The 23,164-nt window shown below is 74.1% G+C and carries 24 protein-coding genes and 2 pseudogenes; 16 read left to right on the forward strand and 10 right to left on the reverse strand.

Annotated elements, in window-relative coordinates:
• The first annotated feature begins 13 nt into the window (after positions 1–13).
• Positions 14–1,249, forward strand: a complete 1,236-nt coding sequence (locus GEV43_RS36735) for a DUF349 domain-containing protein (RefSeq protein WP_160825343.1) — start codon at positions 14–16, stop codon at positions 1,247–1,249.
• 22 nt (positions 1,250–1,271) lie between these two features.
• On the opposite strand, the gene GEV43_RS36740 is transcribed toward GEV43_RS36735, so the two are convergent.
• From GEV43_RS36740 to GEV43_RS36755, 4 genes are all read right to left on the reverse strand, one after another.
• The gene (locus GEV43_RS36740; protein WP_160825344.1) at positions 1,272–1,835 is read right to left on the reverse strand and encodes a TIGR03086 family metal-binding protein; all 564 of its coding nucleotides are present in this window, start codon (positions 1,833–1,835) and stop codon (positions 1,272–1,274) included.
• 64 nt (positions 1,836–1,899) lie between these two features.
• Complete coding sequence (locus GEV43_RS36745) at positions 1,900–2,619, reverse strand: DUF305 domain-containing protein (RefSeq protein ID WP_309240129.1); 720 nt, start codon at positions 2,617–2,619, stop codon at positions 1,900–1,902.
• On the reverse strand, positions 2,616–3,242 hold the full coding sequence (locus GEV43_RS36750; protein ID WP_160825345.1) for a DUF3105 domain-containing protein: 627 nt from the start codon (positions 3,240–3,242) through the stop codon (positions 2,616–2,618). Before GEV43_RS36750 ends, GEV43_RS36745 begins: the two co-directional genes overlap by 4 nt.
• Positions 3,243–3,308: 66 nt before the next feature.
• The gene (locus GEV43_RS36755) at positions 3,309–3,797 is read right to left on the reverse strand and encodes a hypothetical protein (RefSeq protein WP_160825346.1); all 489 of its coding nucleotides are present in this window, start codon (positions 3,795–3,797) and stop codon (positions 3,309–3,311) included.
• A 162-nt stretch (positions 3,798–3,959) separates the two neighbouring features.
• On the opposite strand from GEV43_RS36755, the gene GEV43_RS36760 reads away from it, so the two are divergent.
• From GEV43_RS36760 to GEV43_RS36795, 8 genes are all read left to right on the forward strand, one after another.
• Positions 3,960–5,033 (forward strand): phosphatase PAP2 family protein, encoded by a 1,074-nt coding sequence (locus GEV43_RS36760; protein ID WP_160825347.1) that lies wholly within the window; start codon positions 3,960–3,962, stop codon positions 5,031–5,033.
• Positions 5,030–5,185 carry a hypothetical protein gene (locus GEV43_RS36765; protein WP_160825348.1) on the forward strand — a complete coding sequence of 52 codons (156 nt, stop codon included), beginning with the start codon at positions 5,030–5,032 and terminating at the stop codon, positions 5,183–5,185. The genes GEV43_RS36760 and GEV43_RS36765 overlap by 4 nt, the downstream gene beginning before the upstream one ends.
• The gene (locus GEV43_RS36770) at positions 5,182–6,471 is read left to right on the forward strand and encodes a replication-associated recombination protein A (RefSeq protein WP_160826048.1); all 1,290 of its coding nucleotides are present in this window, start codon (positions 5,182–5,184) and stop codon (positions 6,469–6,471) included. The genes GEV43_RS36765 and GEV43_RS36770 overlap by 4 nt, the downstream gene beginning before the upstream one ends.
• A gap of 200 nt (positions 6,472–6,671) precedes the next feature.
• Positions 6,672–7,085 carry a DUF948 domain-containing protein gene (locus tag GEV43_RS36775; protein WP_160825349.1) on the forward strand — a complete coding sequence of 138 codons (414 nt, stop codon included), beginning with the start codon at positions 6,672–6,674 and terminating at the stop codon, positions 7,083–7,085.
• A gap of 362 nt (positions 7,086–7,447) precedes the next feature.
• Complete coding sequence (alaS, locus tag GEV43_RS36780; protein WP_160825350.1) at positions 7,448–10,117, forward strand: alanine--tRNA ligase; 2,670 nt, start codon at positions 7,448–7,450, stop codon at positions 10,115–10,117.
• 58 nt (positions 10,118–10,175) lie between these two features.
• Positions 10,176–10,634 (forward strand): Holliday junction resolvase RuvX, encoded by a 459-nt coding sequence (gene ruvX, locus GEV43_RS36785; protein ID WP_160825351.1) that lies wholly within the window; start codon positions 10,176–10,178, stop codon positions 10,632–10,634.
• On the forward strand, positions 10,631–11,803 hold the full coding sequence (gene mltG / locus GEV43_RS36790) for an endolytic transglycosylase MltG (protein ID WP_160825352.1): 1,173 nt from the start codon (positions 10,631–10,633) through the stop codon (positions 11,801–11,803). Before ruvX ends, mltG begins: the two co-directional genes overlap by 4 nt.
• On the forward strand, positions 11,776–12,630 hold the full coding sequence (locus tag GEV43_RS36795) for a shikimate dehydrogenase (protein ID WP_160826049.1): 855 nt from the start codon (positions 11,776–11,778) through the stop codon (positions 12,628–12,630). The genes mltG and GEV43_RS36795 overlap by 28 nt, the downstream gene beginning before the upstream one ends.
• Before the next feature lie 923 nt (positions 12,631–13,553).
• On the opposite strand, the pseudogene GEV43_RS55470 reads toward GEV43_RS36795, so the two are convergent.
• Positions 13,554–14,036, reverse strand: a pseudogene (locus GEV43_RS55470) (prenyltransferase/squalene oxidase repeat-containing protein); the annotation flags it as partial.
• Positions 14,037–14,217: 181 nt separating this feature from the next.
• Here GEV43_RS55470 and GEV43_RS36800 point away from each other — a divergent pair.
• Positions 14,218–15,048 carry a hypothetical protein gene (locus GEV43_RS36800; protein WP_160825353.1) on the forward strand — a complete coding sequence of 277 codons (831 nt, stop codon included), beginning with the start codon at positions 14,218–14,220 and terminating at the stop codon, positions 15,046–15,048.
• Here GEV43_RS36800 and GEV43_RS36805 read toward each other — a convergent pair.
• The 5 genes from GEV43_RS36805 to GEV43_RS36825 form a co-directional block, all read right to left on the reverse strand.
• Positions 15,024–15,971 (reverse strand): PfkB family carbohydrate kinase, encoded by a 948-nt coding sequence (locus GEV43_RS36805; RefSeq protein WP_160825354.1) that lies wholly within the window; start codon positions 15,969–15,971, stop codon positions 15,024–15,026. The two genes, GEV43_RS36800 and GEV43_RS36805, sit on opposite strands and share 25 nt — an antisense overlap.
• A gap of 2 nt (positions 15,972–15,973) precedes the next feature.
• Complete coding sequence (locus GEV43_RS36810; protein ID WP_160825355.1) at positions 15,974–16,489, reverse strand: NUDIX domain-containing protein; 516 nt, start codon at positions 16,487–16,489, stop codon at positions 15,974–15,976.
• Between the two features lie 108 nt (positions 16,490–16,597).
• Positions 16,598–17,356, reverse strand: coding sequence for a hypothetical protein (locus GEV43_RS36815; RefSeq protein ID WP_160825356.1), 759 nt, complete (start codon positions 17,354–17,356; stop codon positions 16,598–16,600).
• A complete protein-coding gene (locus GEV43_RS36820; RefSeq protein ID WP_160825357.1) occupies positions 17,314–17,565 on the reverse strand; it encodes a hypothetical protein in 252 nt (83 codons plus the stop codon). Before GEV43_RS36820 ends, GEV43_RS36815 begins: the two co-directional genes overlap by 43 nt.
• A gap of 103 nt (positions 17,566–17,668) precedes the next feature.
• A complete protein-coding gene (locus GEV43_RS36825) occupies positions 17,669–18,031 on the reverse strand; it encodes a PadR family transcriptional regulator (RefSeq protein ID WP_160825358.1) in 363 nt (120 codons plus the stop codon).
• Positions 18,032–18,447: 416 nt separating this feature from the next.
• On the opposite strand from GEV43_RS36825, the gene infC reads away from it, so the two are divergent.
• The 6 genes and pseudogenes from infC to GEV43_RS36855 all read left to right on the forward strand — a co-directional run bounded on the left by infC (position 18,448) and on the right by GEV43_RS36855 (position 23,084).
• Positions 18,448–19,032, forward strand: a complete 585-nt coding sequence (gene infC / locus GEV43_RS36830; protein ID WP_160826050.1) for a translation initiation factor IF-3 — start codon at positions 18,448–18,450, stop codon at positions 19,030–19,032.
• Positions 19,033–19,235: 203 nt separating this feature from the next.
• Positions 19,236–19,430, forward strand: a complete 195-nt coding sequence (rpmI, locus tag GEV43_RS36835) for a 50S ribosomal protein L35 (protein WP_160825359.1) — start codon at positions 19,236–19,238, stop codon at positions 19,428–19,430.
• 70 nt (positions 19,431–19,500) lie between these two features.
• On the forward strand, positions 19,501–19,878 hold the full coding sequence (rplT, locus tag GEV43_RS36840; protein WP_160825360.1) for a 50S ribosomal protein L20: 378 nt from the start codon (positions 19,501–19,503) through the stop codon (positions 19,876–19,878).
• Between the two features lie 34 nt (positions 19,879–19,912).
• Entirely contained in the window at positions 19,913–20,725 is an 813-nt protein-coding gene (locus GEV43_RS36845) for an RNA methyltransferase (RefSeq protein WP_160825361.1), read from the forward strand.
• Positions 20,726–21,064: 339 nt separating this feature from the next.
• Entirely contained in the window at positions 21,065–21,601 is a 537-nt protein-coding gene (locus GEV43_RS36850) for an STAS domain-containing protein (protein ID WP_241684176.1), read from the forward strand.
• A gap of 473 nt (positions 21,602–22,074) precedes the next feature.
• A pseudogene (locus GEV43_RS36855) lies at positions 22,075–23,084 on the forward strand (ATP-binding protein).
• Positions 23,085–23,164: the final 80 nt, after the last annotated feature.

The following is a 23,164-nucleotide window of genomic DNA, read 5'->3' on the forward strand; positions in this document are numbered from 1 at the left end:
TCAGGAGGCAAGGGTGTCCAGCGCGACCGATCCCTGGGGCCGGGTGGACGAGGACGGCACCGTCTACGTCAGGACGTCGGACGGCGAGCGCGTCGTCGGGTCGTGGCAGGCCGGGGCGCCGGACGAGGCCCTGGCCTACTTCAAGCGCAAGTACGACTCGCTCGCGACCGAGATCGGCCTGCTGGAGCAGCGCGTCCGCACCACCGACCTCCAGCCCGCGCAGGCCCAGCAGAGCATCCAGCGGCTGCGCGAGGCGGTCACCGAGGCGCACGCCGTCGGCGACCTCGACGCGCTCGCCCGGCGGCTCGACGGCCTCACCGAGCAGGTGGGGCGGCGCCGCGAGGAGGTCAAGGCGCGGCGCGAGCACGCCCGGCACGAGGCGCGGGAGATCAAGGAGCGCATCGTCGCCGAGGCCGAGCGCATCGCGGTCGAGGAGACCCACTGGAAGAACGGCGGCGAGCGGCTCCGCCAGCTCGTCGAGGAGTGGAAGGCCGCCGACCGCATCGACCGGCCCACCGAGACCGCGCTGTGGAAGCGGCTGTCGTCGGCGCGCAACGCGTTCACCAAGCGCCGCAAGGTCTACTTCGCGACGCTGGACGACCAGCGCGAGGAGGCCAGGCGCGAGAAGGAGCGCCTGGTCGCCGAGGCCGAGACGATGACCGGCTCCACCGACTGGGGCGAGACCGCCGCCGCGTACCGCGACTTGATGCGCCGCTGGAAGCTCGCGGGCCGAGCCGGGCGCGACGCCGAGGAGGACCTGTGGGCCCGGTTCAAGGGCGCGCAGGACACCTTCTTCGCCGCCCGCTCCGCCGCGTTCGCCGAACGCGACGCCGAGCTGCGGGTGCACGCCGAGGAGAAGGAGAAGATCCTCGCCGAGGCCGAGCGGCTGGTGCCCGTCCGCGACGTCCGCCAGGCCCGGCAGGCGCTGCGCGCCGTCCAGGAGCGCTGGGAGGCCGCCGGGATGGTGCCGCGCGACCAGCGCGACCGGCTGGAGGGACGGCTCCGCAAGATCGAGGAGGCGGTCCGCACGGCCGAGGAGTCGGAGTGGCGCCGCACCAACCCCGAGGCCCGCGCCCGCGCCGAGGCCACGGTCGCGCAGCTCCGCAACTCGATCGAGCAGCTCGAGAAGCGTCTGGAGAAGGCGCGGACGGCGGGCCGCGACAAGGACGTCCGCGACGCCGAGGAGGCGCTCAGCGCCCGCCGCGCCTGGCTCGAAGAGGCCGAGCGCACTCTCGCGGAGTTCTCCTAGCCGCGCTGGGGCCGCGGCCGTTCTAGGCGGGGCGTCCCAGGAAGGCCAGGAGGCGGGTCTGCTCGTCGGCTCCAGGCGGGGTGGGGAGCGGCGGGGCCAGGTGGCCTGCCGCCCGTAAGGGAGCGGCCACCAGTTGGGCCGTCGCGAACGCGTGGTGCACGAGGTCCGGGTCGAGGCGTTCGGGCTGGGCGGTGGCGCGGGCGAGGTCCCAGGCGTGCACGAGCGGCTCCAGGATGTAGCCCTCCAGGAAGTCGGCCAGCGGCAGCTCTCCCAGCGCCCCGACCGGGACGGGCCGCCTCAGCGCCTCGGGGGTGAGGGCCGCCGCGCACTCCTTGCGGGCCGTCCGCCACGCCAGCAGCGCGTCGCCGGGGCTGAAGCGGGCCGGGTCGGCGTTGACGTCCGGGACGGGCTCGCCGGCGGCCAGCGCGCGGATCATGTGCTGGCCGCCGGTGACGTGCCCGGCGACGTCCCTGGCGGACCACCGCGCGCAGGGCGACGGCGCGCCCCAGGCGTCCGGGGCCACGCCGCCGACCACGCCCTCGAACAGGTCGAGGGTCCGCCGGTAGCCGCTGAGGTTTCTGGCCATGGTGGTCAGTGACCCGCGATCGGCCTCCCCTGTCAAGCGTTATGGGGAAGATCGGCACGGGGCGTCAGGCCGCCGCCGAACCGCGCTCCCTGAGCATGCCGTTCATCAGGTCGATCTCGGACCGCTGGCCGGTGACCATGGTGCGCGCCAGGGCCCTGACGCGGGCGTGGCCGGTACGGGTCAGGACCGCCTCGGCCATGGCCACGCCGCCCCGGTGGTGGGCGATCATCAGCCGCAGGAACATCACCTCGGCGGAACGCCCCGAGGCGCGCTCCAGCCCGGCGAGCTGCTCCCGCGTGGCCATCCCCGGCATCCGCGCCCCGTCGCCGTCCGGCGCGGGGGAGGGTGCGGACGCGGACGCCGCGCCGTGCCCGGGGTGCCCCGCCATCCAGCGCATCGGGCCGCCGGGGTCGGTCTTCGGCACGTCCCACTCGTCCAGCCAGGCGGTCATCATGCCGATCTGGGCCGACTGCGTGGTGATGATGTCGTACGCCAGCAGCCTGGTCGCCGGGTCCCGCGTCCGGTCCCGGACGATGAACGACATCCGTACCGCCTGCGCGTGGTGCGCGCTCATGTCCCGCGCGAAACCCGCCTCGGCGCTCTCGTTCCCCGGCGGACCGGACCCGAGCGCCGACCTGCCCGCGAGAACGGCGGCGACGAGCAGGACGGCCACCGCCACGATGACGGTCGCCCTCCGTCCCTTCCGCGCGCGCGGAAGGGACGGAGGGTCCACGGGCTCCTCGCGGACGGCTCCCGGGTCCTCAGAGCCCTCCTGGACGGTCACGGGGTGTCCTTGGCCCCGTCGCAGGCCGCGCCGGGCTCCTGCGTCTGCGGGCCCTTCACGAACGCCCGCAGGAACGCGTCCACCCGCTGGTCGGACGCGTTCTGGAGCTTGAGCTGCTTGCCCCAGGCGGTGAGGACGACGGGCGCGTCGAGGCCCGGGTAGGGGCTCATCAGCGAGTAGTCGGTCGCGGACACCTTGTCCTTCAGGGCCTTCACCTGCGCGGCGGGCAGGTCGGGGCGGTACGCGACCCAGACGGCCCCGTGCTCCAGGGAGTGGACGGCGTTCTCGTTGCGGAGCTGCCGGTCGTAGACGCGGGCGTCGCAGTTCTGCCACATCGGGTCGTGGGCGCCGCCCATCGGCGGGCTGGTGTCGTACTTGACCGGGCCGGTCGTGTGGTCGCGGCTCAGGCCGTTCTTCTCGACCAGCCCGGCGATGTCCGCCGAGCCGGAACCGGACCCGGACGCCGACGACGGCCGGGTCTGGAGGAAGGCGTACGAGATCGCGACGATCGCCACCACGCCGATCACGGCGAAGAAGGCGATGCCTCCCCACGGCACCTGCCGTTCGGTGAGGGCGTTGGGCCGGGCTTTCCCGGCGCGCGCGTTGCGGGCGCTCTTGGACATGCGTGTATTCCTCTCAGGGATGCTGAGCCGGGTTGTGACGGGACGTGGGCCTTTACGGCCGCGTCATCACAGCCGGAGCACCTGGAGAGAGGAGAGGGACGGCGGGGAGGGCACGCCGGCGGGCGGCGGCGCGAGCGTCCAGCCGTTCCGCGCGGCCAGCCGGAGCCGCGAACGCCCCGGGGAGGACGCGAGGGCGAGGACGAGGAACGTCAGCAGGACGGCCAGGCACAGGCAGGCGTCCAGCGGGCTGAGCGGCGGCGCCTTCATCGGAACGGTCGGCGACGCGTACGGAGCGGACGGCTGCGAGGCGGGCGCCGGGGCGGGCACAGCGGCGAGGGCCGAGGCGGTCGCGTCCGGGGACGTGCGGGGGACCTCATGGGTCCGCTCCGGCGCCGACGCGGCGATCGCGGACGGGCCGCCGAGGTCGTGCTCGGTGCAGATCCGCATGGGCGGGGCGTGGCCCAGCCCGTAGCTGAAGACGAGCCCGGCCACGACGAGCAGCGCCACGAGCAGGCCGGCCTGCCCATGGCGCCGACGCCAGGTCGTCCCGGTCACCGTCACGCTCCAGATTTCCGCTTCCGGGCCTTACCAACGCCGCAGGGCCGGGCAGGGTTCCCGCGCCGCCGGAAGGGCGGGCCCGCCTGGGACCTGAGGGGGATTCCAGGACCCTTCGGACGTACGAGGGCGTCCGGCTCCGGAGCCCCGAAGATGGAAGGCATGCGGCGTTCGGCGGATTCGGGGGCGATGCCGTGGACCGGCCGGAGACTCCTCGCCCTGCTGGCCTCGGCCGGGCTCCAGGTCGCCCTCATGGCGACGCTGCTCGGCCTGTACGGGTACGGGCGGCACCTCGCGGACGGCCGCCCGGACGAGGCGTTCGGCAACGCGCGCCGGCTCTGGGACCTCGAAAGGACGCTCGGCCTGCCCGACGAGTCGTCCTTCCAGCGCTGGGCCCTCGGCTGGGACCGCTGGGTCCGGATCGCCAACGAGTACTACGTCCGCGTCCATTTCCCGGCCAGCGTGCTGTTCATGGCGTGGGTGTGGTTCCTGCGCCGCCGGGCCTGGCCGCGCGTGCGCGCGATCGTCGTCGGCTCCGCCGCCGTCGCGCTGCTGGTGCACTTCCTGTACCCGCTCGCCCCGCCCCGGATGCTCTCCGGGCACGGCCTCGTCGACCTGATGACCGTGTACGGCCCGAGCGCGTACGCCAACGAGCCGGGCCAGGGCATGAGCAACCAGTTCGCCGCGATGCCGTCCCTGCACGTCGGCTGGGCGCTGATGGTCGCGTGGGGCGTGGTCCGCTACGGGCGCGGCCGGTGGCGGCACCTGATCGTCCTCCACCCGGTGGTCACGCTCCTGGTGGTCGTCCTGACCGCCAACCACTACTGGCTGGACGGCGCGGTCGGCGCCGCGATCGTCCTCGGATGCGTCGCCGCCACCGCCCACCTCCCCGCCCACCGCGACGGCGAGGGCCGCGACGGCGCGGGCCATGACGGCGCGGGCCATGACGGCGCGGCCCATGACGGCGCGGCCCATGACGGCGCGGGGCGCGACGGCGCGGCCCTTGACGGCGCGGGCCATGACGGCGCGGGCCATGACGGCGCGGCCTGCGACGGCGCGGTCCATGACCGCGCGGTCCATGACCGCGCGGGCCGCGACGGCACGGGCCATGGCGGCACGGGCCGCGACGGCGACGACCGCGATGGCGCGGGGCGCGACGGCGGCGACCGCGATGGCGCGGGGTGCGACGGCGGACGGCCGGGAATGTCCGCACGGCGAGATAGTGTCGGAGAGTGACCAAGAGGGGTGAACCGGGCCTCGCGGAGGGGCTTTTCGACGACCCGGCCGCCGACGAGCCCGCGCCGGGCGCGCCCGCCGCGTCCGCCGCGCCCTACGCGTCCCCGCCGGGGGCGGGGGAGGCGCCGAGCAGCCGCTGGCCGTGCGGATGAGGCCGCGCGGGCTGGACGAGGTGGTCGGGCAGGCGCACCTGCTCGGGCCGGGCACGCCGATCCGGCAGCTCGTCGACCGCGACGTCCCCATGTCCCTGGTGCTGTGGGGGCCGCCCGGCACGGGGAAGACCACCCTGGCCACGGTCGTCAGCCACGCGACCAGCCGCCGCTTCGTGGAGATCTCCGCCGTCAGCGACGGGGTGAAGCGGGTCCGCGCCGAGATCGACCTGGCCCGCCGCGAGCTCGGCATGTCCGGGCGCCAGACGGTGCTGTTCGTCGACGAGGTGCACCGGTTCAACAAGGCCCAGCAGGACGCGCTGCTCCCCGCCGTCGAGAACCGCTGGGTCTCGTTCATCGGCGCCACCACCGAGAACCCGTTCTTCTCCGTGATCAGCCCGCTGCTGTCGCGCTCGCTCCTGCTCACCCTCGAACCGCTCGGCGAGGACGACCTGCGCGAGGTCGTCCGCCGGGCCCTCGCCGACGAGCGGGGCCTCGCCGGGGCGCACGAGCTCGACCCCGCCGCCGAGGACCACCTGATCAGGCTCGCGGGCGGCGACGCGCGCCGCACGCTGACCTACCTGGAGGCCGCCGCGCTCGTCGTGGAGGAGGGCCGCCCGATAGACGCCGACGTGCTCGAACGCGCCGTCGACCGGGCCGCCGTCCGCTACGACCGCGAGGGCGACCAGCACTACGACGTCATCAGCGCGTTCATCAAGAGCATCCGCGGCAGCGACGTGGACGCGGCGCTGCACTACCTCGCCCGCATGATCGAGGCCGGCGAGGACCCGAGGTTCGTCGCCCGGCGGCTCATCGTGCACGCCAGCGAGGACGTCGGCATGGCCGACCCGACCGCGCTCCAGACCGCGATCGCCGCCGCGCAGGCCGTCGAGTTCGTGGGGCTGCCCGAGGCGCGCATCAACCTCGCGCAGGCGGTGATCCACCTGTCCCTCGCGCCCAAGTCCAACGCGGTGATCACGGCGGTGGACGAGGCGCTCGGCGACGTCCGCAAGGGCCTCGCCGGCCCCGTCCCGGGGCACCTGCGCGACGCGCACTACAAGGGCGCGGCCAAGGTCGGGCACGGCAAGGGCTACCGCTACGCCCACAACCACCCCGGCGGGGTCGTCCGCCAGCAGTACGCCCCCGACGCCGTCGACGGCCGCGAGTACTACCGGCCGACGCGGCACGGCGCCGAGGCGCGCTTCACCGAGGTCCTGGCGCGCATCCGCTCCGTTCTGCGGGGTGAGGGAGGCAAGGGAGCCAAGGGCGGCGACGGGCCGGGCCGGTGATCCCGCCGATCCGGGCCCGCGCCCGGTAGCCTGCCCGCAGGACCCGCGTGCCGGGCGGCGGGCCGCACGCCGGTGCGCGGCGGGCCCGCGGCCGGCCCGGACGGGGTGTTTCGGCCCGGCACGGCCGGGACCTCCGCCCACGGTAGGGTCTGTCTGACCGAATCCGGCCCGAGCCGAACCCACAGCGAACGGAAGCCCTGATGCTCACAGGTGGACAGCTAGCAGGTCTCATCGTGGCCGTGTTCTGGGCGGTCCTGGTGTCCTTCCTCGCTTTCACCCTGCTCAAACTCGCCCGCCTCCTCCGCGACGCGGGACGGCTGGTCGCCGACATCGGCGACCAGGCGGGCCCGCTGATGGAGGACATGACCCGCACCGTCCGGCGCGCCAACGAGCAGCTCGGCCGCACCGACATGATCACCAAGCAGGTCGCCGGGGTCACCCAGAACGTCTCGGCGGTCACCACCGTGATGACCTCCGTGGTCGGCGGTCCGCTCGTGAAGGCCGCCGCGTTCTCCTACGGGGTCCGCAAGGCCCTGCACCGCGACGGCGAGGAGCGCGGCGGCGAGGGCCGCCCGCAGCTTCCCGCGCGCTCCTCCGGCAAGGGGCGCCGCTGATGCGCGGCGCGCCCGTACGCGGCGGGCGGGGCGAGGCGGCGTGAAGCGGCTGTTCTGGCTCTCGCTGGGAGCGGGCGCGGGCGTCTACGCGACGCACCGCGTCAAGCGCAAGGTCGAACGGTTCGCGCGCACCTGGTCGCCCGAGGGCGTCGCCGCCCGCGCGGTCGACGCGGGGCAGGGCGCCGGGCAGCGGTTGAGGCTTTTCGCGGACGACGTCCGTACCGAGATGCGGGCCCGCGAAGAGGAGCTGCGCGAGGCCGTCGCGATGGACCAGGCTCCCCCGAGACCGAGGGCCCCGCGCGCCGCCGGGTCCTCAGAGCGCGTTACACGATCATCGACGACGACAAGGATGGCCACTGATCATGGAGTCGGCAGAGGTCGCACGCCGCTTCCTCAAGTTCTACGAAGAGCGCGGGCACACCGTGGTGCCCTCGGCCAGCCTGATCGCCGAGGACCCGACCCTGCTGCTGGTGAACGCGGGCATGGTCCCGTTCAAGCCGTACTTCCTCGGCCAGCGCACGCCGCCGTCGCAGCGGATGACCAGCGCCCAGAAGTGCGTGCGGACGCCCGACATCGAGGAGGTCGGCAAGACCACCCGGCACGCCACGTTCTTCCAGATGCTGGGCAACTTCTCCATCGGCGACTACTTCAAGGAGCAGGCGATCCCGTTCGCCTGGGACCTGCTGACGCGGTCCGAGGCCGACGGCGGGTTCGGGTTCCCCGAGGAGAGGCTCTGGGCCACCGTCTACACCGACGACGACGAGGCCCAGGACATCTGGCACAAGAAGGTCGGCGTCCCCCTCGACCGCATCCAGCGGCGCGGCATGGAGGACAACTTCTGGTCGATGGGCGTCCCCGGCCCGTGCGGGCCCTGCTCGGAGATCTACTACGACCGGGGCCCCGAGTACGGGCGCGAGGGCGGCCCGGTCGCCGACGAGGACCGCTACCTCGAAGTGTGGAACCTCGTGTTCATGCAGTTCGAGCGCGGCCCGGGGGAGGGCAAGGACGACTTCCCGATCCTCGGCGACCTGCCGTCCAAGAACATCGACACCGGCATGGGCCTGGAGCGCATGGCGGCGATCCTCCAGGGCGTCGACAACATCTACGAGACCGACACCCTGTGGAAGGTCCTCGACCGCGCCGCCGGCCTGACCGGCACGGGCTACGGCCGCGACCAGCGCGACGACGTGTCGCTGCGCGTCGTCGCCGACCACGTCCGCTCCGGCACGATGATGGTCGCCGACGGGATCCGTCCCGGCAACGAGGGCCGCGGCTACGTGCTGCGCCGCATCCTGCGCCGCTCCATCCGCAACCTGCGGCTGCTCGGCGGCGAGGAGGCCGGGCTGATGCACGAGCTGACGTCGGTCGCGGTGCGGGCGATGGGCGAGCAGTACCCCGAGCTGATCCGCACGGCCGACAGCATCCACGCGGTGATCGACGCGGAGGAGGAGTCGTTCCTCCAGACGCTGCGCACCGGCACCGCGATCTTCGACACGGCGGTCGCCGAGACCCGGCGCTCCGGCGGCTCCGCGCTGCCGGGCGACCAGGCGTTCAAGCTGCACGACACCTACGGGTTCCCGATCGACCTGACGCTGGAGATGGCGTCGGAGGCGGGCCTGGAGGTGGACGAGGCGGGCTTCCGGCGGCTGATGGCCGAGCAGCGCGACCGCGCCAAGCGCGACGCGCGGGAGAAGAAGACCGGCAACCTCGACGTGTCGGTGCTGGACGAGATGCTGGGCCGCGCCGACGGCCGGGTCGAGTTCATCGGCTACAAGGACGTCCTCGGCGAGGCGCGCCTCGCCGGGCTGCTCGTCGGCGGCGCCAGCGTGCAGGCCGCCGGGGAGGGCGCGGAGGTCGAGGTCGTCCTCGACCGCACCCCGTTCTACGCCGAGGGCGGCGGCCAGCTCGCCGACCAGGGCCTGATCCGGCTCGGCAGCGGCGCGGTGATCGAGGTGGACGACGTGCAGTCGCCGCTCGCCGGGCTGATCGTGCACCGCGGGCGGGTCCGCAGCGGCGAGGCGCAGGTGGGCGACACCGCGTACGCCGAGATCGACGTCGACCGGCGGCGCGCGATCTCCCGCTCGCACACCGCGACGCACATGGTGCACGCCGGGTTCCGGCGCGCGCTCGGCGAGGGCGCGGCGCAGGCCGGGTCGGAGAACTCGCCGGGCCGGTTCCGCTTCGACTTCACCGCGTCGGGCGCGGTGCCGGTCAGCGTGCTGCGCGACGTCGAGGACGAGGTCAACGACGTGCTGATCAACGACCTGGACGTGCGGGCGTTCCACACCTCGATCGACGAGGCCCGCGCGATGGGCGCGCTGGCCCTGTTCGGCGAGAAGTACGGCGACGAGGTGCGGGTCGTCGAGGTCGGCGACTACTCCCGCGAGCTGTGCGGCGGCACGCACGTCGCGCGCTCCGGGCAGCTCGGCCTGATCAAGGTGCTGGGCGAGTCGTCCATCGGCGCCGGGGTCCGCCGCGTCGAGGCCCTCGTCGGCATCGACGCGTTCCGGTTCTTGGCCCGCGAGAACGTGCTGGTCTCCCAGCTCGCCGAGCAGATGAAGGTCCGCAAGGAGGAGCTGCCCGAACGGATCTCCGGCGTGGTCACCCGGCTCCGCGACGCGGAGAAGGAGCTCGACCGGCTCCGTTCGCAGCAGATCCTCGCCGTCGCCGGTTCGCTCGCCGACGGCGCCCGCGACGTCAACGGCGTCGCGTTCGTCGGGCACCGCGCGCCCGACGGCACCGGCGCCGACGACCTGCGCAAGCTCGCGGTCGACGTGCGCGGGCGGCTGACGTCGCGGCCCGCCGTGGTGATGGTCGCGGGCGTGCCGAAGGACCGGCCCGTCGTGGTCGTCGCGGTCACCGAGGGCGCCCGCGAGCGCGGCCTGAAGGCCGGCGCACTGGTCGGCCTCGCCGCCAAGGCGCTCGGCGGGGGCGGCGGCGGCAAGGACGACCTCGCCCAGGGCGGGGGCGCGAACGCCGGGGCCCTCGGCGACGCGCTGGCCGCGGTCGAACGAGCAGTAGGGGCCGCGTGAACCACCCGGCGGGCCTGAGACCCGCGCCGTGCCCGTTCCGGCCGTCCGGAGCGGTGCGATGAGGCAGGGCGTCCGGCTCGGGGTCGACGTGGGCAGCGTGCGGATCGGCGTGGCCCGCTGCGACCCCGGCGGCGTCCTCGCCTCACCCCTGGAGACCGTCAGGAGCGGCAAGGGGGACATCGACCGCCTCGTCGCGCTCGTCGCCGAGCACGAGGCGATCGAGGTGGTCGTCGGGCTGCCGACGTCGCTGTCGGGCCGCGAGGGCCCGGCGGCGGGCAAGGCCCGCGCGTTCGCGCGCAGGCTGGCGGGCCGGCTCTCCCCGGAGACGGTCCGGCTGTACGACGAGCGGCTCACCACCGTCACGGCGGAGAGCGGGCTGCGCGCCGGCGGAGTCCACGGCCGGGCCCGGCGCCAGGTCGTCGATCAGGCCGCGGCGGCCGTCCTGCTCCAGGCGGCGCTGGACGGCGAACGGTTGACGGGGCGTCCCTCAGGCGAGATCGTCCGGGGAAGCGCATGAACGACTTGAACCTGTTCTCGGACCCGTACGGCGAGGGCGCTCAGCAGCAGCCGTACCACGACGAGCCGCCCGGCCGCCGGGAGCGCCGCCGTACCCGCAGGCGGCAGAAGCGGCGCCGCCGCAACGGCCGCGCCGCCGCGCTGTTCGCGCTGGCGTTCGTCGTGGCGGTGTTCGGCACCGGCGGCGTGCTCGGCTACGCCTGGCTCGACAACCGGATGCACCCGCCCGACTACTCCGGGCAGGGCGGCGGGAACGTGACCGTCCAGATCAAGGACGGCGACAGCGGCTCGGTGATCGCCGTGACGCTCCAGCAGCACCGCGTCGTCAAGAGCAGCCGGGCGTTCCTGAAGGTGTACGGCAAGGAGACCCGGGCGAGCGGCATCCAGCCGGGCTTCTACCGGATGCGGCTGAAGATGTCGTCCAAGGCGGCGATGGCGCTGCTGCTCGACCCGAAATCGCGCGCGGGCAACCAGATCACGGTGTTCGAGGGCATGCGGGCCGTGGAGGTCTACCGGCTCATCGCGAAGAAGACCGGCATACCCCTGCGCGACTTCCAGAAGGCGGCGGCCAGGCCGCAGGACTTCGGCCTGCCGTCGTACGCGAAGGGCAAGGTCGAGGGCTACCTGTACCCGGGCCGCTACGACCTGGACCCGAACGGCTCGGCCAAGCAGATCCTCAAGCAGATGGTCGAGCGGTTCACCAAGGAGGCCGAGCAGGTCGATCTGGAGACCAAGGCCGAGCAGGCGGGCATGAGCCCGGCGACGCTGGTCACCATGGCCAGCCTGATCCAGGCCGAGGGCGGGCGGGCGTCCGACTTCCCGAAGATCTCGCGCGTGATCCGCAACCGGCTGAGCCGCCACATGAGGCTCCAGTTCGACACGACCGTGCTGTACGCGCTCAACCGGCGCACCCTGACGGTCACCCACAACGACCTGAAGACCCAGTCGCCCTACAACACCTACCTGCACGACGGGCTCCCGCCGGGCCCCATCTCCAACCCGGGGCCCGAGGCGATCGAGGCGGCGGTGAAGCCGGATTCCGGCTCGTGGCTGTACTTCATCGCGACCAACCCGTCCAAGAAGATCACCGAGTTCACCGACGACCCGGCGGAATTCGAGAGGCTGAAGAAGAAGTTCGAGCAATGGCAGCAAGAGCACCCGGGGAACTGACGGCCCGCAGGGCGGCCGTCCTCGGCTCACCGATCGCGCATTCGCTGTCCCCGGTGCTGCACCGGGCGGCGTACGCGGCGATGGGCCTGGAGGGCTGGACGTACGAGGCGGTCGAGTGCGGCGAGGACGGCCTGGCGGGCGTCCTCGACGGCCTCGGCCCCGAGTGGGCGGGCCTGTCGCTGACGATGCCGCTGAAGCGGGTCGCGCTGAAGCTGGTGGACGAGGTGTCGGACCTCGCGGTCAAGGTCGGCGGCGCCAACACGGTCGTCCTGCGCGGCGGCCGCCGCCTCGGCGACAACACCGACGTGCACGGCATCGTGACCGCGCTGTCGGAGGCGGGGCTCGGCGCGCCCGCGTCGGCGGTGGTGCTGGGCGGCGGCGCGACCGCGGCGTCCGCGCTGGCGGCGCTCGCCCGGCTCGGGCTGGACGAGGCGGTCCTCGCCGTCCGCGCCCCCGAGCGCGCGGCGGACGCCGCCGAGGTCGGCGGCCGGTTCGGGCTGGACGTCCGCGTCGAACGCCTCGACCGGCTCCCGGCCCTGCTCCCGGCGGCCCTGGTGGTCTCGACGCTGCCGGGCCGTTCCGCCGACGCGTACGCCGAGCCGGTCGCCGCCTCCGGGGCCGCGCTGTTCGACGTGGTGTACGCGCCGTGGCCGACCGCGCTCGCCGCCGCCGTCGCCGCGGCGGGCGGAACCGTCGTCGGCGGCTTCGACATGCTCCTGCACCAGGCCGTCCGCCAGGTCGCCCTGATGACCGGCCGCGACGACGTCCCCGTGGACGCCATGCGCGCGGCGGGCGAAGCCGAACTGGCCCGCCGCTCCGCCACCTGACCCGCCGCCCGCCCGCGGACCGGCGCGTCCGCGGGGCCGGTCCGGGTGCGGCGCTCAGCGGACGTTCGGCATGTCGAGCGGTGCGGGCGCGGGAGCGGGCGCCGGGGCCGGATCGGGGGATCGGCCGGGGATCTGCGGCGCTTCACGGACTCGTCCACCGCGGTCAGCATGATCGGGAGGATGACGCTCAGCCAGAAGTCGCGCCATCCCCACACGCCGCCCGCGACGCCCACGAGGCTCGCCGCGCCGACGAGGGTGAGCAGCACCGCCGACCAGTGCCGGCGGACGTGCGTCATCGGCTGCAAGCGGCGGCGGTGGGGGAGCAGCGCGGCCAGGGGCAGCTCCCGCGCGTGCGCGCGCTGCACGACCGTCGCGTCCGGCAGCCAGTGCAGGACGTCGCCGGTCGCGGCCAGCGGCACGCGCGACAGGTCGATCAGCGTCTCCAGCCGCCACCACAGCGTCCACAGCGACGAGCGCCCGCTGCCCGGGTAGCCGGTCCAGCGCGGGCCGGTCACCTCGCCGCGCACCAGCGTGCGGAACGCCCGCGCGACGAGCGGACCGGTCGGCCCGCGCGGGTCGCGCAGCAGCGCCGACAGCGCCATCGGCAGCCCGTAGTGCCACAGCGCGAGCCGCCACACCGGCTTGGACGCCGAGCCGTGCGGCGACACGTCGTAGGTCTCGATCCAGATGTGCTCGTCGTCGGGGTCGAGGTTCGCGCCCAGCCAGTCGTAGGCGGCCATGAGCCGTTCGGTGCGCAGCGCGGGCCGCGCCTCGGCGAGCGTGACCAGCGCGAACGCGGTGTGCGTGACCGTCGGGCCGGCCGTCGGGGTCGGCCCCCACGCGGGCCGCACGGCGGTGCGGTCGGACGTCAGCCACTCCACGCCCCGGTCCACCGCCGGGTCGTACGGGTTGATCGCCGCGAGCGCCCGCAGCGCCAGGCAGGTCAGCCACACCCGCGACGGGCTGCCGCGCAGCGACCCCCAGCCGCCGTCGGGGTTCTGGTTGCGCAGCAGCCAGTGGTAGGCGCGGCGCAGGTCCGGGGCGTCGTCGCGCAGGTCGCAGCGCGCGCGGGCGAGGAACCGCGCGATCCACGCGGTGGCCTCCACGACCGGCATCCCGAGGCTGGTCTTGGTCGCCCAGCCGCCGTCGCGCAGCGGGTCGCCGGACTCGGACTGGCGTCTGGCGAGGAACGCCAGCCCCTCGTCGAGGTGCTCGAACGGCCGGCCGGCCTCCACGAACGCCAGCAGGCCGAGGGCCGTCGCGGTCGCGCCGGGCTCCGGTCTGCTCAGCTCGTGGTACCAGCCGCCGCCGGAGCCCTGGTCGGGGGCGTATGTGTCGCGCAGCACGTCCAGCGACTCGTTCAGTCTGCGGTCGAGTGCGGCGAGGTCGATGATCGGAGTCGTCATGGGTACGGAGTGGGCGCCTCGCGCCGTTGAGGGGATTCGGGGGTTCTGGTTCACTGTTCCGCCTTCTCCCCGTCAGTATTCCCGTCAGGGCAGGCTTTGTACCCCTCCGGTTCCAGCGCTGTGGCGCTCGCCGTACCGATCAACGAGGCAGGCGAGCGGGCACGCTGGGTGATGACCGCTCGTGCGACCCGTGACCCTGGAGGACGCGTTGGCCGAGCCACTGGCAGGGGACGACGCCGCGGGGGAGTGCGTGCTGTGCCCGCCGCTGCGCTTCCGCTTCAACGAGATGGCGGGCCTGCCGGGGGCCGACGCCGTCCTCGACGCCGACGGAGACTTCCTGCTCACGCCGGACGTCGCGCCCCTGCTCGACGGGCACGTTCTGCTGGTCACGGCCCGGCACCACCAGTCCGCCGGGACGTTCTCCCCCCGCCTGTGGACCCGTGCGCGGGCGTGGCGCGAGCGCGTCGCCCGCCTCTACCGCGCCGCGTACGGCAGCGGAGAGCTGGTCGTCTTCGAGCACGGTCCGGGCAGGTCGCAGGGCGGGGGCGCGTGCATCGACCACGCGCACTGGCACTTCCTCCCGGGCAGGCTCGCGATCCGCCAGGTCGTCGAAGACCGCGGCCTCCCGGGCAAGCCCGCTGGGCACGGCGCGGTACGGGACCGTGTCCTCAGCGGCCGGTCCTACCTGCTCCTGGATCAGGACGACTGTCTCACCGTCCATCCGGGCGACACCGTTCCGAGCCAGTTCCTGCGGTGGGCCGTCCTCGCGGCGCTCGACGCGACCGCGCAGCCTCCCCGCGACGGCTTCGTACACCCCGCTGCGCCGGGAACCGGACCGCGCAACGACGATGAACGCACGAACCGTCCCGGAAACGAGGCCGGCCAGGAACGACCGGTGTGGCGCTGGCAGGAACTGTTCGGCCTGCCCGACAGCCGGGCACGGTTCCTGCGCACGCTCGCCGCGCTGCGTTCAGCGGTGGACGAGGTTCAGCGGGACGACAGCCACCAGTAGAGCTCGCCCGCCGCCAGCCGGTCGCCGAAGCCCGTGCGCTCCACACCCTCGCCATAGCCGCTCGCGTACTCCATCAGCAGCCGTTCACGCTGGTGCGCCAGGACGCGTTCGAGCGAGCTGGCGCCGAAGCGCAGCAGCCACAGCGGCCGTCCGGGGACGGCCCGGTCGAGCGCGGGCAGCAGCTCCCGCATCTCCGCGCCGCCCACGGGCGCGGGCCGTCCGAGCAGCCGGGCCAGCGTCGGCGCCTCCGAGATCACCACATCGGCCAGGGACAGCAGCGGCAGCACGTCCACCAGAGGCAGGCGCGCGTCGATGTCGTGCGGCACCAGGTCGAACACCACGGCGGTGCCCGCCTCGCGCGCCGTCCGCGCCGCCGCGTGGAGGGCGCCCCGCGAGACGGGGGCCAGCAGCGCGTACCCGTCGGTGAACAGCGCGTCCGCGCGCCGGATCCCGGGCGCCGCGCGCCGCACGTCGGCCTCGGCGAGCCGCCGGTCGGGGGCGTCCTCCTCGGCGATCAGCAGCCGCACGCCCCGGCCGTCGCCGTCCGGCCTGTCCCGCAGCATCACCGCCACCCCGTTCGGCATGCCGTGCTCGACGCCGAGCAGGTCGTGCACGCCGAGCCGCCGCAGCTCGCGCCGGATCACGGGCGTGAAGTCGTCGTCGCCGACCTTGCCGAGCACCGCGACGCGGCGGAAGTAGCCGGTCGCGCGGCGGGCCAGGTTGACGGCCGTGCCCGAGACGACCGCGCGCGCCGGGGCGTACGCGAGCCGGTCCGAGGTCAGGTCGGTGAACCGCACGGTGGACAGCGACGCGCGCACCTCGATCCGCACGTCCCCGAGCACGACCAGGGAGAAGCGGCGCTCGGCGGCGCCGTCCAGGCCGGGCCACTGCACCGGCGAACGGGCGGACGCGGCGATGCCCACCCTCAGCCGCCGGCAGGCCGCAACCGCTGGAACGCCCGCATGACCGGCCGCAGGTCCGGGATCAGCTCGTACCGGCCGACCTCGGCCAGCGGCACCCACGCGCTCTCGGCCAGGTGGTCGCTCTCGGTCTGGTGGTCGAGGCTGACGTCCAGGCTCATCGGGCGGCACCGCCGCGCCGCCGCGACGACCCGGACCTGCGCCGTCGCGTCGTCCGCGCGGTCGCGGTCGCGCATGAACCACTGCCAGATGTGGAACGGCGGGCCGGGTTCGACCTTCAGGCCGACCTCCTCCCACACCTCCCGCCGGATGTGGTCGTCGAGCCCGAGGTCGGCCGCGACCTCCAGCCGCCCGCCGGGCACCTCCCACCGCCCCGGGTGGAACGGGTCGGACGCCGACTTGCGGACCAGGAGCAGCCTGCCCTCGTCGACGATGAACGCCTTCTGCGCGAACTCGAGCCGTATCCGCGTCGTCGCGGTGAACCGGCCGGCCGTACCGTTGACCGTGCTGCGGCGGGGCATCGCGGAGCTTCCCTCCGTGGAGCCGACCCCGGCGGGCCGTCGTGCGTCAACGGTACAGGTCCGGCCCGTCGAGCCAGGGTCCCCGGCCGGGCAGATGACCGTCACCTCTCACCGCGCGGCGCGGGCCCCGCGCACCGCCTTCCGCGTGCCCGCCACCAGGAACGCCAGCAGCGAGGGCACCGTCACGATCGCCATGATCACCGCGCCGAACACGCTGCTGTACGCGACGTAGCCGGGCCCGAGCGCGGCCGGCAGCAGCGGGACCGCCAGCAGCGGCGCCGCGCGCCGTCCGGCGGGCGTGCGGGCGAGCCACATGCCTCCCGCCAGCGCCACCACGATCGGGGCCAGCGCGTCCGCGCCCCCCAGCGCCGGGCCGAGGTACGCGTCCTTCAGTGCCTCCTCGGGGAGGTAGAACCAGGTGAAGGCGTGCGCGACCGCCACCACGCCGAGCCCGACGGCGGCGCAGAGCGCGATCGCGAACGTGCGGCGGGCGAGGAGCCGGGGGCCGACGGGCGTCCCGCGCGAGCCGAGGAGTCCCGCGACGATGACCGCCCCGAGCAGGATGGGGACGGAGGCGTTCCCCTCGGCGCTGAGGCTGGACGGGTCGAGCGCGGGGTACACGGCGAGCGTCACCACCGCCACCGCCACGACTCCGGCGGACGCGACGGTCCGCGCCCCGCGCAGCGCCAGCACCGCGACGGCGGCCCAGCCCGCCCAGAGCGGCGCGGTCGCGTACAGGGTCTCGGGCGCGATGCCGGCCCCCTGCGTCTCGTACGCGGCCACGGCGGCCGAGACCGCGTAGCGCACGCACGCGCCGAGAAGGATCAGCGACGCGAACGTCGCGGCCAGCGCCTCCCCTCGCGCCACTCGGGGCCGCGCAACGCGCGCGGCAGCCTCCGCAGCCGGACGGTCAGGCCGCCGGCGATCAGGTCGGCGGACTCGCGCGCGGTCGGCCGCTCCCGGTCCGGCCCGGCGGTCGCCAGCAGGACGCCGAGCATCTCGTCCTCGTGGCGGTCCCGGTGGTCGGCCGGATACCAGCGCAGCAGCCGGCGGTAACGATGTTCAAGAGTGCTCAACGGTCCCTCCAGACCGGGAGATGAACATGCGGAGCCGTCCCGAGCCGTCCGGACGGTTCGGCGCGGGTGCGGTTCGGCGCGGGGGGCGTTCGGATCCGTGCGGTCAGGCGGGCGCTCCCGCGCCGCCCAGGCCGGCGCCGTCCGGCCCGCCGCCGAGGCGGGGGAGGGCGGCCAGGCGCCGCGCGGCGATCTCGGCCCGGCGCGCGAGGCGTTCGGCCTCGTCGGCGAGCCGCCGCGCGCCGTCCTCGGTCAGCACGTAGTAGCGGCGCAGCCGGCCGGCCACGACCTCCTCGCGGTCGGCGGCGATGAGCCCGTCCGACGCCAGCCGGTCGAGCGCCGCGTACAGCGTGCCGGCGCGGAGCCGGACCCGGCCGTCGGAGATCCGCCCGACGTCCTCGATGATCCCGTAGCCGTGCCTGGCCCCCTCCGCGAGCGCGGTGAGGATCAGGAACGTGGGTTCCTGCATGGACCTGCTCATATCATCTGTATATAACGTTGACCGATATATCCGCAACGGGAGCGGGAATGTGGCGCGGGCCGCCGTGGTTGTGCGGATGGGAAATCGTGCCCCGCCGGTACGGCGCGCAGGCGCCGGACAGGTGATAACCTGAATGCTGACCGGCCCTGTGCGGACGACCGCGAGGTCTGCCGTGCCGGGCGCTCAAGCGGAGGCCACCTCCCACCTGACCGGCCGACGAGGCCGGTGGGTATTCGGTCCAGGTGCACGGACGCGGCGCGTCCGTTCCCCCGTCATCCCCGGCGATCGACGTCGCCGAGGAGACCGAAGGTGGCCCCGCATGCGAGTCGTGCGGGGCTTTTCGCGTGAAAGGCCCCGGGGTACGACCGGTCCCAGAACTTGAGTAACGGCCCCAAGGAGGTCCCATCAGCGCCGAACCGCGTATCAACGACCGCATTCGCGTGCCCGAGGTCCGGCTCGTCGGCCCGAACGGCGAACAGGTGGGCATCGTGCCCATCGCCAAGGCCCTTGAACTCGCGCGTGAGTCGGACCTCGACCTGGTCGAGGTGGCGCCCACCGCGCGCCCGCCCGTCGCCAAGCTCATGGACTACGGCAAGTTCAAGTACGAGTCCGCGATGAAGGCGCGTGAGGCGCGGAAGAACCAGGCGCACACGATCATCAAGGAGATCAAGCTCCGCCCGAAGATCGACCCGCACGACTACGAGACCAAGAAGGGTCACGTCGTGCGGTTCCTGAAGGCCGGGGACAAGGTGAAGGTCACGATCATGTTCCGCGGTCGTGAGCAGTCCCGTCCCGAGCTCGGTTTCCGGCTGCTCCAGCGGCTCGCCGACGACGTCGACGACCTCGGCTTCGTCGAGTCGCGGCCCAAGCAGGACGGCCGAAACATGATCATGGTGCTCGGTCCGCACAAGAAGAAGGCGGAGGCCAAGGCCGAGGCCAAGGCGGAGCGCGACGCGGCGGACGCCGAGCGCGACGCCGCGGACGCCTAGCCCGGCACCGCCCGAACGGCCCGGCCGGGCCGCTCCGGGACCGCCCGCCGGCGGGCCCGGTTGACCTCGCGGTGCTCGCGAGGTCGTGACGCACGTACATTGAAGCCTGACCAGGCGCTCCCGTGAGAGCTGCGGGACGCGTCCGATCAGGCGCGCCCCCGTGCCGGTCGCACGGGGGCCGAGCGAGGGAGACGACGGCGACCATGCCGAAGACCAAGACCCACAGCGGTGCCAAGAAGCGGTTCAAGCTGACCGGCTCCGGCAAGGTGATGCGCCGCCGCGCCAACCGCAACCACCTTCTTGAGCACAAGCCGACCAAGCGGACCCGCCGCCTGGACGGCCCGGCCGTGGTGGCCGACGCCGACGCCAAGAACATCAAGAAGCTGCTGCGCAAGTAGCCGCCGGCCCAGTCAACCCGTACGACCGGCCGAGGCCCGACGGCCCCGGCCCCCACGAAGGAGTGAACACGTGGCACGCGTGAAGCGAGCGGTCAACGCCGCCAAGAAGCGTCGGGTCGTCCTGGAGCGGTCGAGCGGCTACCGCGGCCAGCGGTCGCGCCTGTACCGCAAGGCCAAGGAGCAGCAGCTCCACTCCATGACCTACGCGTTCCGGGACCGCAAGGACCGCAAGGGGCAGTTCCGCCGCCTGTGGATCCAGCGGATCAACGCTGCGGCCCGCGCCAACGGCATCACCTACAACCGGTTCATCCAGGGCCTGAAGGCGGCCGAGATCGAGGTCGACCGCCGCATGCTGGCCGAGCTCGCCGTCAACGACGCCCCCGCGTTCGCCGCCCTGGTCAAGCTGGCCAAGGAGGCGCTGCCCGCCGAGGGCAGCGCGGCGGCCTGAGCCGGTCACCGGAAGACGGGCTGAGCACAGCGCCATGGCGGGCCGCGAGCTGACCTCTATCCGATCACCACGGGTGAAGGCCGCTCGGCGGCTCGCCAAACGCGCGTTCCGGCGGCGGGAGCGCCGCTTCCTCGCCGAGGGCCCGCAGGCGGTGCGCGAGGCCCTGGAGATCCCCGGCGGCCTCGCCGAGCTGTTCACCACCGCCGAGGCCGAGAGCCGCCACCCCGAACTCGTCGCCGCCGCCGAACGCGCCGGCGCGCCGGTGCTGCGGGTCAGCGGCGAGGTCATGGCCGAGCTCGCGCAGACCGTCACCCCGCAGGGGCTCCTGGCCGTCTGCGAGTTCGTCGACGTTCCGCTGGGCGGCGCGCTGGAGACCGGCCCGAAGCTGGTCACCGTGCTCGCCCACGTCCGCGACCCCGGCAACGCCGGAACGGTCCTGCGCACGGCCGACGCCGCCGGATCGGAGACGGTCGTCTTCACCGACGCGTCGGTCGACCCGTACAACGGCAAGTGCGTCCGTGCGTCCGCGGGCAGCCTGTTCCACCTGCCGGTCGTCGTCGGGCCCCGGTTCGACGAGCTGATCGCCGAGCTGAAGGGCGCGGGCCTGACCGTCCTCGCCGCCGACGGCGCGGGCGAGCGCACCCTGGACGAGGCGATCGACCGGGGCGTGCTCTCCGGGCCCACCGCGTGGGTCTTCGGCAACGAGGCGTGGGGCCTGCCCGAGGAGATCCTCCGGCACGTCGACGAGGTCGTCCGCGTGCCGATCTACGGCCGCGCCGAGAGCCTCAACCTCGCCACCGCCGCCGCCGTCTGCCTCTACGCCTCCGCCCGCGCGCAGCGCGGCTGAGGCCCCGGGCGGAGCGGCGGCGCCGCGCGGCTGAGGCCGCCGGGCAGAGCGGCGGCGCCGCGCGACGGCCTCCCGCCCGGCGCGAACGTGGCGCAGGCCACAGGCCCGTACGGCCCCCGGACGGCCGTCGCGGATCACCCGAAGGTCCACCCCTCCCACGCGGGCCCGTTTCACCCGCCCGATGGCCGCAAACGGCCGCGCCATAGGGCTTTTCGCCTCTCTTGACCTGGGAGGATGGAACCCCGCCGGGACGCGGGCGGGGGGTTCGCGTCCGGCGGTCACTCGTTCCCAGGTAGGAGCGGGATACCAACCCGGCGATGGATCCACGTGTCTCGCCGGATGCCTACGGTGTTCAACAAGGGCGGCGATGACGCCGTGCAGAGTGGGGGCGACGTGATGATCGACGAGAGCAGGGCGGCCAGGCGGCCCGGCAGGCGGGGGCCTGACGTCCGCTGCCGCGCGGGCGCGCGTGCCCGGGGCGGCACCGGCGCGCCCGCCGTCCCCGAGGCCCCGGCCGTGCAGGCGGGCCTCGACGTCACCGTCGTGCGGGAGCGGTCCGACGCGGTCGTGGCGGAGGTGGTCGGCGAGATCGACCTGCACACCGCCGACGTGCTGCGCGCCCGGCTGATCAAGCTGCACGGCGGCGGCCCCCGCAGGATCGTCGTCGACTTCGCCGGCGTCCCGTTCTGCGACGCGACCGGTCTCGGCGCGCTCGTCGCCGCGCACAACCAGATCTCCGCCGAGGGCGGCGAGATCCACCTCGCCCGCGTCCGGCCCGCTCAGCTCCGGCTGCTGCGCATCACCGGCCTGCACCGCCTGTTCACCGTGCATGCCGACATCGCCGGAGCGCTGTCCGCCGCCGGTTCCTCCGCCTGACCGGGGACCCTCACACCCCCTGACCCGCCCGCCCTGCCAGCGTTCGGCTTGCTCCGTGCGGGAGCTCGGGAGCGGGACGCGCGGCTGGGCGGGTCGCAGGAACGCAAGGGCCCGCCCTGGGCTGCCGGCCGGTGATGTTCAGCCGGTGACGTTCGCCCGGCAGCGTCCCCGTCGTGGACGCGAGCGGCGCGGCCGACATGGTGCGAGCGCTTCGGTCCGGATGCGTCCGGGGCCGGTGTTGCCGTGCGGGCGTCGTCGTACGCGACGGGCGGTGGTCCTCGGGGCGGTCACAAATGCCTTTCCGTAGGGGGTTCTCCGGGTCCCGCAAGGTGGCCGTCTCCGGATAGAGTCTTCTTTCGACAGGCCGCGTTCTCACCGGTGTTCTGGAGGCCGTTGTGGGTGGAGAGGACTCCCCGCACGAGCCCGGACCCCTGCCCGCGATCGGCGCGGCCGACGACTTCCCCGACGGGCTCATGGTCGCCGGCCGCGACGCGCGGGTCCTGGTGTTCAACGCCGCCGCCGCGCGGATGACCGGAGTCGACGCCGCCGCCGCCGTGGGACGCGACTTCCGGGACGTTCTGCCCTTGCACGACGCCGAAGGGCGCGACTGGTGGAAGTGCCTCGCCCCGTACGAGGGACTCCGCACCCGCACCCGGCACCCCGAGCGGTCGCTGTTCCTGCCCGGCGGCACCGAGCTGCTCGTCACCGCCGCCTACCGGCGCGACGAGCACGGCCGGGTCGAACGGTTCACGGTGTGCCTGCGCGACGCGATCCGCAGGGCCCGGCAGGAACGCGACCGCGCCGACCTCGTCTCGACCGTCGCGCACGAGCTGCGCTCCCCGCTGACCAGCGTCAAGGGCTTCACCGCGACGCTGCTGGCCAAGTGGCACCGCTTCAACGACGACCAGAAGCGGGTCATGCTGGAGACCGTCAACGCCGACGCCGACCGCGTCACCCGCCTGATCACCGAGCTGCTGGACGTCTCCCGGATCGAGGCCGGCCGGCTGGAGATGCACCGCCAGGTCGTCGACCTGCCCGAGGAGGTCCGCAAGGTCATCGCGGGCCGGATCGCGGCCGGGGAGGCCGAGGACCGCTTCCGCTTCGAGTCGCGCGGCGACCTGCCCGAGATGTGGCTGGACCCCGACAAAGTCGACCAGATCCTCGGTAATCTGGTGGAAAACGCCGTGCGTCACGGCGCGGGAACCGTCACGATCGTGGTGGAGCCGGACGCGCACAAGGAAGGGGCGGCCGTGTCGGTACGCGACGAGGGCGAGGGGATCCCCCCGAGGCGGCCCAGCGCGTCTTCCGGCAGTTCTGGCGCGGCCCCGGAGGCAACCGCCGGGGCGGCACCGGCCTCGGGCTCTACATCGTCAAGGGCCTGGTCGAGGCCCACGGCGGCGTGATCACGGTCCAGCGGGCGCCCGGCGGCGGCGCCGAGTTCCGATTTACCGTGCCCGCCGGCGCACCGGACTACGCGTCCTGACCATCCGCGCCGCGCGGGCCGCGCGAACCGCGCACGCCTCGTCCGCGATCCGCTGTCAAGGATCTCGAACGCCCGCCCAC

It is taken from the genome of Actinomadura sp. J1-007 (genome assembly GCF_009793335.1).
GTDB lineage: Bacteria > Actinomycetota > Actinomycetes > Streptosporangiales > Streptosporangiaceae > Spirillospora > Spirillospora yumaensis.